The sequence below is a fragment of the Gluconacetobacter asukensis genome (genome assembly GCF_014174375.1).
Lineage (GTDB): Bacteria > Pseudomonadota > Alphaproteobacteria > Acetobacterales > Acetobacteraceae > Gluconacetobacter > Gluconacetobacter asukensis.
Genome location: NZ_JABEQE010000017.1, coordinates 38,568 through 51,158, shown reverse-complemented (window position 1 = coordinate 51,158; position 12,591 = coordinate 38,568). Strand labels below are relative to the sequence as shown.

General features: G+C 64.5%; 9 protein-coding genes. 2 read left to right on the top strand and 7 right to left on the bottom strand.

Annotated elements, in window-relative coordinates; all coding sequences use genetic code 11:
• The first annotated feature begins 23 nt into the window (after positions 1-23).
• Entirely contained in the window at positions 24-2,375 is a 2,352-nt protein-coding gene (locus tag HLH35_RS16045) for a S9 family peptidase (RefSeq protein WP_220790726.1), read from the top strand.
• Between the two features lie 28 nt (positions 2,376-2,403).
• Here the strand turns inward: HLH35_RS16045 and HLH35_RS16040 are convergent, their stop codons facing one another.
• From HLH35_RS16040 to HLH35_RS16010, 7 genes are all read right to left on the bottom strand, one after another.
• Positions 2,404-2,577 (bottom strand): hypothetical protein, encoded by a 174-nt coding sequence (locus tag HLH35_RS16040; protein ID WP_182980105.1) that lies wholly within the window; start codon positions 2,575-2,577, stop codon positions 2,404-2,406.
• Between the two features lie 292 nt (positions 2,578-2,869).
• Positions 2,870-4,138, bottom strand: a complete 1,269-nt coding sequence (locus HLH35_RS16035; protein WP_220790725.1) for a c-type cytochrome — start codon at positions 4,136-4,138, stop codon at positions 2,870-2,872.
• A gap of 2 nt (positions 4,139-4,140) precedes the next feature.
• Positions 4,141-5,916 carry a GMC family oxidoreductase gene (locus HLH35_RS16030; protein WP_182980103.1) on the bottom strand — a complete coding sequence of 592 codons (1,776 nt, stop codon included), beginning with the start codon at positions 5,914-5,916 and terminating at the stop codon, positions 4,141-4,143.
• A gap of 78 nt (positions 5,917-5,994) precedes the next feature.
• On the bottom strand, positions 5,995-6,720 hold the full coding sequence (locus HLH35_RS16025) for a gluconate 2-dehydrogenase subunit 3 family protein (RefSeq protein ID WP_182980102.1): 726 nt from the start codon (positions 6,718-6,720) through the stop codon (positions 5,995-5,997).
• 189 nt (positions 6,721-6,909) lie between these two features.
• A complete protein-coding gene (locus HLH35_RS16020; RefSeq protein WP_182980101.1) occupies positions 6,910-8,109 on the bottom strand; it encodes an L-dopachrome tautomerase-related protein in 1,200 nt (399 codons plus the stop codon).
• 78 nt (positions 8,110-8,187) lie between these two features.
• A complete protein-coding gene (locus HLH35_RS16015) occupies positions 8,188-9,564 on the bottom strand; it encodes an MFS transporter (RefSeq protein WP_338029373.1) in 1,377 nt (458 codons plus the stop codon).
• Positions 9,565-9,757: 193 nt separating this feature from the next.
• Positions 9,758-10,675 (bottom strand): LysR family transcriptional regulator, encoded by a 918-nt coding sequence (locus HLH35_RS16010; RefSeq protein WP_182980100.1) that lies wholly within the window; start codon positions 10,673-10,675, stop codon positions 9,758-9,760.
• 133 nt (positions 10,676-10,808) lie between these two features.
• Between HLH35_RS16010 and araD the strand changes: the two genes are divergently transcribed.
• Positions 10,809-12,590 carry an L-arabinonate dehydratase gene (gene araD / locus HLH35_RS16005; protein ID WP_182980099.1) on the top strand — a complete coding sequence of 594 codons (1,782 nt, stop codon included), beginning with the start codon at positions 10,809-10,811 and terminating at the stop codon, positions 12,588-12,590.
• The last annotated feature ends 1 nt before the right edge of the window (position 12,591 follow it).

Here is a 12,591-nt window from a genome sequence, read left to right as displayed (position 1 = left end):
CTTCCTGCCTGCGGAGAATGAGGGTGCCTGTCATAAAGCGACGGATCGGCGCGATTCTGGTCAGCCTGCTTCCCGGCATCGTCGCGGGGGCGATGCCTTCCCGGGGGGTCGCGGCTCCGCCCGTCGCGGCCGATTACCAGCGTTCTCTTGCCCTGCGCGGGGACTGGAGCCACCTGACGCGCGACGTTCCCTTTCCGGCGCGGTGGAGCGACGACGGGAAGACGCTCTATTACCGCAAGACGGTCCAGGAAGGCTTTGCCTTCGTCGCGATGGACCGCGCGACGCTCCGCAAGGCCCCGGCTTTCGATGCGAAGCGCATCGCCGCCGCGCTGGGCCGCGCGACGGGCGAGCGGGTGACGGGCCGGGACCTCCCGTTCGATAGCTTCACGATCCGCGGCAATCCACGGCATCTGGAGTTCATGATCCACGACGAGGACTGGTCGTGCGGGTTGCAGGACGATGCCTGCGGGCCCGTACAGACCGGCCTGCGGCCGCGCGGTTTCGATGCCGTGCGGGATCTGCGCGTGCCGGCGAGGAACACGCCCGTTCCGTCTCCCGACGGAACCTGGGAAGCGTTCGTCCGCGCCGATAACGTCGTGGTCCGTGCGAAGGCCGGCGGAGCGGAGACGCGCCTCAGCCTCGACGGTACCGCGAGCGATTTCTACGATCCGGAATCCATCGTCTGGTCGCCGGATTCGCGCCATCTCGCCGTCCTTCGTGTCCGCCCGGGCTTTGCCCGCTATGTCACGCGCGTCGAGGCCGCTCCCCGCGACGGGGGGCAGCCACGTATCCATACGCAGCTCTACCCGAAACCCGGCGACATCATCGATTCCGAGCAGCCCGTTCTCTTCGACGTCGCGTCGGGTCGGGGCCGCGATATTCGCACCGACGACTTCGCTGACGCCTATCCTCTTCGGAACGGAGACGTGGGATGGAGCCGGGACGGGAAGTTCCTGATGTTCCCGTTTGTCCAGCGCGGCTATCAGCGCGCTGGCTTCATCTCCGTCGAGGTGGAAACAGGGCGTGCCCACCTCGCGGCGGATGAACGCGCGCGAACGTTCGTCGATGCCGGGCGGCTATATGAACATGTGGTCGGCAACGAGGGCAGGGAACTCATCTGGGTGTCCGAACGCGACGGATGGCGCCATCTCTACCTGTTCGACATGACGACCGGGCATATCGAGCGCCAGATCACGAAAGGTCCATGGGTGGTCCGTGAGGTCCTGCGGGTCGACGACCGGAAGAGGGAGATCTGGTTCGGCGCCAGCGGCATGACGCCGGGCGAGGATCCCTACTTCGTCCACTACTACAGGATCGGCTTCGACGGTTCCCACCTGACGGCGTTGACACCCGAGACGGCCAATCACCACGCGGCGATCTCGCCCGACGGCGCCCTTCTGGCCGATACCTATTCGCGGGTCGATCTCGCTTCGCGGAGCATGCTGCGGAGCGCCGAGGACGGTCATGTCGTTGGCTCCGTGGAGACCGGCGACGATACCGGACTGCGCGCCACCGGGTTCCGGCCGCCGGAGGTCTTCCATGCCAAGGGCCGGGACGGGACGACCGATATCTGGGGGCTCGTCGTCCGGCCCCGCGATTACGATCCAGCCCGGAAATATCCCGTGGTCGAGAACATCTATGCCGGCCCCCATGACAGCTTTGTCCCCAAGGATTTCTGGCCGTTCGGCTACCATTCCGGCGGCGACAAGGTCATCGGCATGCAGGCGCTCGCCGATCTCGGCTTCATCGTCGTGCAGATCGACGGCATGGGAACGGCGAACCGGTCGCGGGCCTTCCATGACGTGGCCTGGAAGAATCTCGCAGACTCCGGCTTCCCGGACCGGATCCTCTGGCACCGTGCCATGGCCGCGCGCGATCCGTCCTACGACATCACGCGCGTGGGCATCTACGGAGGTTCTGCCGGTGGGCAGAGCGCCTTGAATGCCCTGCTGTTCCATCCCGAGTTCTACAAAGCGGCGGTCGCATTCGCCGGCTGCTACGACAATCGTATGGACAAGATCGACTGGAACGAGCAGTGGCTCGGATGGCCGGTGGACGAAAGCTACGTCCGTGCCTCGGGCGTCGAGAATGCAGGCCGCCTTCAGGGGCGCCTGCTGATGATCGTCGGCGAGCAGGATGCCAATGTCGATCCGTCCTCGACGTTCCAGGTCGCCAGCGCGCTCATTCGCGCGAACAAGAACTTCGAGCTTCTGGTCGTCCCCGGCGGCGGCCATGCGACGGGGCGCTCGGAGGGGCCGATCGGCTATGCGGAGCGCCGGGAGTTCGGATTCTTCGTCCGGACCTTGCAGGATGGCCGGGAGCCGGACTGGAATCGCCTCTCCGAGACCGACCGGACAAACCGTCATGAAGAATAGCGCCCGCCAAGACAAGTATCCGTTGTGATCAAGCGGCTTTTTGTGCCCAGATTCGGTTGTCGCGGAGGAGCGCGTTTGCGATGACGACGAGCCTGCGCATGATAGCGGTGATGGCGATCTTGGCGTGTTTTGCGCGTATGACGAGGGCATCGTAGCGGGATTTGAGATCAGGGTTGAAGCGCATGGTGGTGTTCGGCTTCATGCGGCCGGTCGGGCATCCGTACCGTCAAGACGCTGGCGCTGGAACAGGCGCGGCGCCAGTTGTGGGACGAACGCTCGGCCGAGGCCACCCTGTGGCGGCGGGGTGGATGGGCAACATGGCCGCGACCGTGGCCCAGCCGTTCGAACTTTTCATCAATCGCGGCATTCTACCGGCGGAACCATGCCCAAACAGGAAATCATCTTCGAGAACATGTTTTCATGATCCTGTCAGGGGGACAAGCCGACGACGGCCGCTGCCCCTGACTCTTCGGGAGCAGCGGCCGGAACAATCGTCAGTGCCAGACGACCTGCTGGGCGCCGAGCGCCTTGCGGGCCTTTGCCACATCGGCGGCCGAGACGGCCGCCGCGGCATTGCCCTGGCTGTTGCGGATGTAAGTCAGAACATCGGCGATTTGATCATCCTGCAATTTCCAGGCGAAGCCGGGCATTGCGGCGCCCGTGGGGTTCGCGGCGGTCGCGGGGCCAGTGGTGCCTGCGAGCAGGATATTCAGCAGACTATCCGGGCTTCGCGCGTTGATCGCCGGATTGCTCTGAAGCGACGGAATCATGTTCGTCACGCCCTGGCCGCTGCTGGTGTGGCAGGCGCTGCACTGCACGACAAATTCGCGCCGGCCGGCCTCCACCTGCGCGTTGTTGGCGGGAAGCGGCGGGGGAGCCTCGACCGTCCGTGCCGGCAGGGCCTTGAAATAGGCGGCGATGGCGTGCAGGTCGGCGTCGGTGAGATGCTGGGTGGAATTCACGATCACTTCGGTCATCGACCCCGAGGAGGCCGTATAGCGGTTGGTGCCGCTCCGCAGGTAGGTGACGATGTCCTCCGCGCTCCATTTGCCCAGGCCGGTATGGTCGTTGTTGGTCAGGTCGGGCGCGTGCCAGCCTTGCAGGGATGTCCCCTGATAGGTCGCCGCACTATCACCGCCGAGCGCGTTCTTGGGCGTATGGCAGATGCCGCAATGGGCCAGCGCCTCGACCAGGTAGGCACCGCGATTGACGGCGTCGCTCTTCGCGGAATCCGGCCTGAAGGGCGTGCTGTCGAAGAACAGGGCGTTCCAGACGATCATGGCTGAGCGGATATTGTAGGGGAACGGGAGCTTGTTCTCGACCACCTTCTGGCTGACCGGCGGAATGGTCCGGATATACGCCCAGAGATCCGCCAGGTCGGCGTCGGTCATCTTGGCGTAGGCAGTATAGGGCATGGCGGGATAGAGGTGCCCGTTCGGGCCCTTGCCGTGCCGGACCGCGGCATCGAATTGCTGCAAGCTCCACGACCCTATGCCCGACGCCGTGTCCGAGGTGATGTTGCTCGCCGTGATGGTGCCGAAGGGCGTGTTCAGGTCCAGCCCGCCGGCGAACGGCTTGCCGCCGGGGGCCGTATGGCAGGCGACGCAATCGCCGGCGATCGCGAGATAGCGGCCATGGTCGATCCGCGTATCGGCGGGCGCGTCCTGCGCCTGTGCGCCGTGTGCGAACAGGGCTGCCACGGACAGCGCAACGCCACCGCGGATACAGGAACGCAGCGTGCTGCGGAGCAAATATCTCGCCATGATCACAACCTCACCAGCGGGCCGGGGTTCTTGAGGTACAGATCCTTGATTGCCTTTGCGGTCCACAAGGTGGTCGCACCTACCGCGATCGTCGGGTTGTATCCGGCATTGTTCGGGAAGGAGGACGCCCCGATCACGAACAGGTTGGGAATATCCCAGTTCTGCTGATAGCGGTTCTGGACGCTGGTTTTCGGGTCCTCGCCCATGACGACGCCGCCCTGGACATGCGACGAATCCCACGGCCTGTAGCCGGAGTAGGGTTGATCGGGGAAGGAATCGCCCCAGACCTGCTTGGCGCCCATCTCCTTGGCGATCTCGATGCACTTGTCGCGGACGAAACGGCCGGAGCGGCGATCGTTCTCGTTATAATCGAAGGTGATGCGCAGCAGTGGCTGGCCGAAACGGTCCTTGTAGGTCGGGTCGAGATCCATGAACTGCTCGCGGTGGGCGAAGTTCGTGCCCTGGCCCTGGATCTGCGCGTAATTCTGGTAGCCTTTCTGGAAGGCCTGCTTCCATCCCTTTCCCCATTGCGGGCTGCCTTCGGGTACCAGCCCGGCCATGCCGATCGGCAGGCCCTGGTTGCATAGCGACTGGATGCCGGCGCCGCCGATGAAGCCCAGACCCGTATGGTCGAAATTATCGCCGTTGAAATCGTCGATCTGTGTCGCCAGGGCGCCGGTGTTCATGAACGGGTTCAGATACTCGTTCTCGAAGAACATGAAGCCCCACGACAGGGTCTGGAAGGTGAAGGCGCGCCCGACGACGCCCTGGCCCGACGCGAAATCATAGGGCGTGCTGATGCCCGACAGCAGGAGCAGGCGGGTATTGTCGAGCGTGAACGTGGCGGTGATGACGATATCGGCCGGCTGCTCGCCGATATTGCCGTTCGAATCGACGAAGGTTACGCCGGTCGCCATCTTCTTGTCGGGTGTGGTGTTGATGCGGATCACTTCCGATTCCGTGACGACCGTGAAGTTCGGGCGCTGCATCAGGACTGGCAGGATGCAGATATTGGGGCTGGATTTCGACCAGTTGCCACATCCGTAGAGCTGGCAGTAGCCGCAATAGGTGCAAGGCGCCAGATTGAGGCCCAGCGCGTTGGTATAGGGGGCGCCGATCATCGCCGAAGGGACGGGGAACGGATGGTAGCCCAGTCGGGTCGCGGCTTCCGCGAACAGCAGGTTGGCGCGTGTGCGTTCCAGGGCGGGTGTGGGATAGGGGCTGGTGCGCGATCCCTCGAACGGATTGCCGCCTGGTTGCTTGACGCCGTTGATTACGCCCGCCGTGCCGGAGGTTCCCGCGATCTTCTCGAAACGGTCGTAGAAGGGTTCGAGATCGTCATAGGTGATGCCCCAATCCTGGAGGATGAGCCCATCGACCAGTTGCTTGGCGCCATACCGTTCCATGACGCGGCTATAGGGCTGGTGGTCGAACGCCTGCCAGCGCCAGCTTGCGCCGGCCCAGTGCGTTCCCGCGCCACCGACATTGTTGCCCAGCGTCAGATTGTTGTATTTGCGCAGGGGCAGGGCGGTCTGGTCGGCCTTGTTGCGCACCGTATAGGTTTCGGTGACCGGCGCCTGGAGAATGTCCTTGCGTACCGATCCGCTGAGTTCATCGGGATCGCGCGTCGTGGGAAAGTTGGTGGTGGTATCGCGCCACGCACCGCGCTCGATCGCGACGACATTCAGCCCCGCGCGGGTCAGCTCCTCGGCCATCGTGGAGCCGGACCAGCCGAGCCCAATGATGACCACATCGGCCTTTGGCCTTTTGTAATTCATTAAGACGTACCTTTTTTCTTTTTATTGTAGCTCGATCAAGACAAAGCTGCCCGAAACGTCCCGCCGGGCGCCCCGGTATCAGGCGCGGCTGAGCAGGCTGACGGGTTCTACGTCGATCTTCTGTCCCCGTTTCGACACCATCCAGTCGCGATAATCGTAGATTGCCCCGGGGAATCCGACCAGTTTCCATCCGACCATGCCGCGGTTGCCGCCATACATCGGATCGGCCAGATAGCCTTCGCGGACGTTCTGAAGCAGCATGGAGAAGAATTCGTTCGATTTCAGCGTTTCGAAGGCGATCGTCCCGGTTTCGATTCCTTTCATGAAATCGATCTTCTGGTCTTCCGCCAGATCGATGAACGGTTTGCCGAACTTCGCCTGTGCGGCGTGGTCGAGTTCGACCAGACCTTTGCGGTAGAGCTCCGCCGGGGTCGCGATGCTTTGCGGCCCCTGTTGCGGCAACCCCTCGACTACCGGCCCGAGCCTGTAATCCTTCGCCGCCGCGCCATAGGGCCCGGCCAACTGGTGATCGAGGAAGGTCACGCAGCCAGCCTCGGTCGCGCCGATCCCGAGTTCGTCAGGGGGAATGAGGATATCGAACACCGCGCCGACCAGCTTTGCCTCGGCCTGGGTCAGATAGACCAGCCGGCTGGAGTCGACCACCGTCAGCGGCGGGGGCGGATCGGCTTTCCACAGGCCGCTGCCGCCGACAAAGGTCTTGGAATAGGCGGGTTTGTAGATGGAGGCCAGCGTGGTGGTCGCCATCAGCACCAGACCCCCTTTTATGACGTCGCGTCGCTTCATTGCTTTCTCCTGATAGACTTCATGCGTTCCCGAGATCGGCACCGTGCGGTCACGGGAGAGATCGGTCCTGACCCTGAAAGCCGGTTCTCTGGCCATGAAGCCAGGGGAATCCGCTCTCGTCGTGATGGCCGGGTACGGACGATTATTATCTTGTCATTTTATTTTACTTGGAATTTCGAAATCTAGACATCAGAGGCTGCTCACGACATTGCCCAGCCGATGGCCGTACAGCGTCTCCGGAAGTGGGAAGCCGAGGCTGATGAAGGGTGGCTTCAGGGCATTCAGGCCCGCGTTGTTTCCCGGCAGCAGCTCGGTCTGCGCAATCGGAACCAGCATGTGGCGATCGGCGGTGATGAACAGGGCATCGCCGTCGACCAGCCGCGCGTCCTCAAACAGCGTCAACTGCTTTCGCTCCGGCGTCAGCACCACGATCCGCCCGCGCTCGGCATCGGCGAAATAGAAATTGTCCAGCGTGTCGATGGCCGTTCCCATCATCGTCGGCATCTCCAGCACCGTCTCGATCTTCGCGGCGAGCTGGGCGTCGGTCAGCCCCATGTCGAGCAGGGCGCTGGTCGGGAGGCGGCGCAGCGGACCGATGGGGGCGGAGAAATAGAACCATTTCCTGTCGGCGGTGATTTCGAGCATGTCCGAGTGGACCAGCGGCCGCTTGCCGTTTTTGTCCATGAAGATATGCCCGTCGCGCCCGCGCATAGGCTTGGCATAGGTCGCCCGTAGCAGCGGATGCTCCGACAGCCGGCGCACCGTCTCGCCGCTGCCCATGTGATGGATGATAATCCCGCCGAGCCCGGAATCGGTCACGAACATCAGGTCACCGGCGATGCGCAGATCGTTCATCGCCGCGCCCGGCGGCAGGATGTCGGGCCCCCAGCGCAGCACCTGGAGCACCTTGCCGGTCCTTGTGTCGAACTGCACCAGCTTCTGCCCGCCGGGCACCGTGGCCCCGGTCGTCGGGTCGACGCCCTGGTCCACGACCCACAGCGTATCGTCGCTGAAGATATGCAGGCCGTTGACCATCAGGAACGCATTGGTCGGATCGGCGCCTGGCTTCCATTGGTTCCAGCTTCCGCCAGGGAACGGCTGGAGCGCGCCGTCCGGCGCGGCGCGGAACACGCAGGGCGTGTCCTCCATCAGTTCCCAGCGTGGCGCGCCTAGGAACAGGGTGCCGTCCCGTGTCGCGGCGACCGCGTTGCATAGATAACGCGGGGAGGACGCGATCACGGTCGCCTGGAGATGTGGCGGCCGGAATGCCGCCGCGGCCAGCTGGACACCGGCGGCCTCAAACCCGGCCAGCGCCAGGCCGCTGGCCAGCCCCGACAGCGCGGCGCGCCGGGAGAGCTTTCGGCCGGAAGCGTCGATGAGATGAGACATGGAATGTTCTCTTTTTATTATTATTGTTGTCTTTGATCGTTGCCGGTCCTGCCGCCCCCGCGACAATGCGAGCCGGTTTCAGGTGGGCAGGGAAAGGCGCCTTATCTTGCCCACCACGAAGAGATAGAGAAGGATCGCGACGATGCAGTGCGCTGCGACGAAAAGCAGCGCCCCGTCATAGGATTTCGTCCAGGCGACGATGTACCCGATCACGATCGGCGTCACGATGCCCGCGATATTGCCGATCCCGTTGAAGATCCCGGCGGCCAGTCCGGGTGCCTCCTTGGGCGCGATGTCGGAGATGACCGCCCAGCCGATCGCGGCGACGCCCTTGCCGAAGAAGGCGAAGGACATGATCGCCACGATCAGCCACGCGGAATGGACGAAATTGCACAGGCAGATGGTCGAGGCGACGGCCATTCCGATGACGTAGGGCGCCTTGCGGGCCAGGGTTTCCGATCGTCCTGAGCGCAGCAGCATGTCGGACAGGGCGCCGCCGATGATCGCGCCGGCCAGTCCGCACAGCGCCGGTACGCTGGCCGCCAGACCGGTTTGGGTCATCGAGAGCCCCCGGGACTGGTGCAGGTAGAGCGGGAACCAAGTGAGGAAGAAATACAGGATCGCGGTGATGCAGTATTGGCCGCCATAGACGCCGAGCAGGGTCCGGTCGGTCAGCATGAAGCGGATCTGCCGCTCCGTGAGTGTGGTCCTGACCCGCCGGGTGCGGTCGTCGATATCGACCAGCGCGCCGCCGGAGCGCATGAAGGCAAGCTCGGCGGCGCTGACGGCGGAATGGGTGGCCGGTGGCTGCATCCGGGCGAGCCAGAAGATCGCGAGCCCCATGCCCGCGATGCCCATGGCGGCGAAGATGTATTCCCAGCCGAATCGTTGAGTGACCCAGCCCATCACCGGCGCGAAGAACGCCACGGCGACATATTGCGCCGAGTTGAAGATGGAGGTGGCGAGACCGCGCTCGGAGGTCGGAAACCAGCTCGAGACGATGCGGCTGTTGGCGGGGAAGGTTGGTGCCTCCACCAGCCCCAGCCCGGCCCACAGCACGAACAGCGCGGGAAACGCAATGTCATGCGGGATTCGGCCGATGCCGGAGATCGCCAGCGTGCAGACCGACCAGGCGAACAGGCTGACGCCGTAGACGCGGATGGAACCGTAGCGATCCAGCAGCCAGCCGCCCGGCACCTGGCTCAGCACATACGCCCAGGCGAAGGCCGAGAAGACGTAGCCCATCGCCACCGGCGTCAGGCCGAGATCATGCGCGATGCTGGAGCCCGCGATACCAAGCGTCGCGCGGTCGCCGTAATTGATTGCGGTGATGACGAACAGGAACGCGAGGACGGCGTAGCGCACGACCGTGCGCTGCCCGGCCCAGGCCGCCTCGTTGGTCGCCGATGGATGCGTGACCGGGGGGCATATTGTTGGCCCTCTTGTTGTAGTCACCCTCGTTTCTCCCTCAGTGCGTGGGCCGGGCAGCGGAGCAGGAGATGATGGATGGGCCGCCGCACCGCGACGTCACGCGGTCCTGCGGCATAGGGAACGCGTGGCGCCGGGCTGCGTCAAAGCCAAACTTCGTATGGATCGATACAGGGAACGCATCGTTCGGGCAGGATCGGCCGCTCGGGCCTCCCGCCGGTCAGGGGATGGATGCAGTGGGCAGCCGACCCGCTTTGGCGATTTTCTCCGCAACAGCCATGACATTTTCAAGGACCAGGCTTGCATCCCCCGCACGATGCGCCATGAACAGCTCGACTTCGATCTCCTCCCCAAAGGCCAGCGGGCGGCAGATAACATTTCCGATACCGAGCCGGGATGCCGATTCCGGGATCAGCGCCATGCCGACGCCGGTCTTCACCATCGAGAGTACGGCATGGATCTGCGTCAGGTGATGAACAAGTCGGGGCCGGATGTTCGCGCTGACCAGCAGGCGGCGCACGAGGTCGTGAAAATAGCCGCTGCCGAGGATCGAGTACATGATCAGCTCCTGGCCCTCCAGGTCCGCCGGCGTCAGCGCGCTGCGCGCCGCGAGCGGATGATCGGCGGGAAGCGCGGCGACCATGCGTTCGGCCAGTACCCGTCGGGACCGGATCTCGGCGGCATCGAAGGGCGGCCGCACGAAGGCGAGGTCGATGCGGTGCGAGGCCAGTGCCGCGAGCTGGTCGCGGGTGATCATTTCCTCCAGCATGAGTTCCACATCGGGATAGTCCGCGCGCAGGGCGGAAATCAGCCGGGGCAGGAAATCGTAGCTGTTCGAGGGGGTAAAGCCGATCGCGATCTGCCCCAGCGCGCCGCGTCCGGCCCGGCGGGCGGCGAGCATCGCATCCTCCGTGCTGCGCAGCAGGCGCCGCGCCTCGGGCAGGAACACCGTGCCCGCCTGGGTGAGCCGGACGCTGCGGCTGGTGCGTTCCAGCAGTTCGACGCCGAGCTCGTGTTCCAGAAGCTGGACCTGCCGGCTCAGCGGCGGCTGCGTCATGTTCAGCCGCGCGGCCGCCCGCCCGAAATGACGCTCCTCCGCGACCGCGACGAAGCATCGGACCTGGGTGAGCTGAAGCATCGATACCAATCCTGTCTCAATCCATGCCGTATCTAATCTGGACACCATAGATCTGTCGCGCCCTAACTTGCAGCCGAGAGCACCCGCCATCCCGCCGCGGCAGACGGCCGTGATCGGGCAAGGAGAAGAACGCATGACAGAAGATGCCGGAGCCCGGACGCCCGACCTGGAAGCGGGCGCCGCCAAGAGGCGCAAACTGCGCAGCGAGCGGTGGTTCGGGCCGGCCGATCTGCGCAGCTTCGGGCACCGCTCGCGCGCGATGCAGATGGGGTATGATTCGCAGGACTGGGAGGGAAAGCCGGTTATCGCGATCCTCAACACCTGGTCGGACATCAACCCCTGCCACATGCATTTCAGGCAGCGGGTCGAGGATGTGAAGCGCGGCGTGCTGGAAGCCGGCGGCTTCCCGCTCGAGCTTCCGGCGATCTCGCTCTCCGAGAATTTCATGAAGCCCACCACCATGCTCTATCGCAACATGCTGGCGATGGAAGCGGAGGAATTGCTGCGCTCCTATCCGGTGGATGGCGCAGTGCTGATGGGCGGCTGCGACAAGACCACGCCCGGCCTGCTGCTGGGTGCAACCAGCATGGATATTCCGGCGATCTACGTGCCCGCCGGGCCGATGCTGAGCGGCAACTGGCAGGGCAAGACACTGGGCTCGGGCGCGGATTCCTGGAAATACTGGGATGAATTGCGGGCCGGCAAGATCACGCAGGCGGACTGGCAGGGCGTGGAGGCCGGCATCGCCCGCAGTGCCGGCACCTGCATGACGATGGGCACGGCGAGCACCATGACCGCCATTGCCGAGGCGATCGGCCTGTCGCTGCCGGGGGCCAGCTCGATTCCAGCGGTCGATTCCAACCATATCCGCATGGCCAAGAGTTCGGGGCGGCGGATCGTGGACATGGTCCGCGAGGATCTGAAACCTTCGAGAATCCAGACCCACGCCGCCTTCCTCAACGCGATCGCGGTGGCGATGGCGATGGGTTGCTCGACCAATGCCATCATCCATGTGATCGCCATGGCGCGCCGCGCCGGCATTCCGATCGGTCTCGATGATTTCGACCGTGCCAGCCGCGAGGTGCCGGTGATCGCGAATGTCCGGCCGACCGGCACGACCTATCTGATGGAGGATTTCTATTATGCCGGCGGCATCGCGGCGCTGATGAACCGGATTTCGTCCTTCCTCGACCTCACCTGCCTGACCGTGACCGGCCGTAGCGTGGGTGAGAACATCAAGGACGCGCAGGTGTGGAACAACGATGTCATCCGGCCGCTCGACCGGCCGATGTTCACCGGCCAGGCGGGCGGGGCGCTCACCGTCCTGCGCGGCAACCTGGCACCCGATGGCTGCGTGATGAAACCGGCCTGCTGCGACCCGAAATTTCACAAGCATAGCGGCCCGGCGCTGGTCTTCGACGATTATCCGAGCATGAAGAAGGCGATCGAGGACGAGACGCTGGATGTTACCCCCGACCATGTCCTCGTGCTGCGCAATGCCGGGCCGCTGGGCGGGCCGGGCATGCCGGAATGGGGCATGCTGCCGATGCCCAAGCGCCTGATCAAGGAGGGGCATCGCGACATGCTCCGCCTGTCGGACGCCCGGATGAGCGGCACCAGCTACGGCGCCTGCGTGCTGCATGTGGCCCCTGAGGGCTATGTCGGCGGGCCGTTGGCCTTGCTGAAAACCGGCGACATCGTCTCGATCGATGTCGAGGCGCGGTCGATTTCGATGGAGGTGCCCGAGGAGGAGTTTGCCCGCCGCCGCGCCGCCTGGACCTCGCCGCCGCCGCGCTACGGGCGCGGCTATGGCTGGATGGCAGCACACCATATGCGCCAGGCGAACGAGGGGTGCGATTTCGATTTCCTCCAGACCGATTTCGGGGCCCCGGTGCCCGAGCCGGTCATTTACTAGC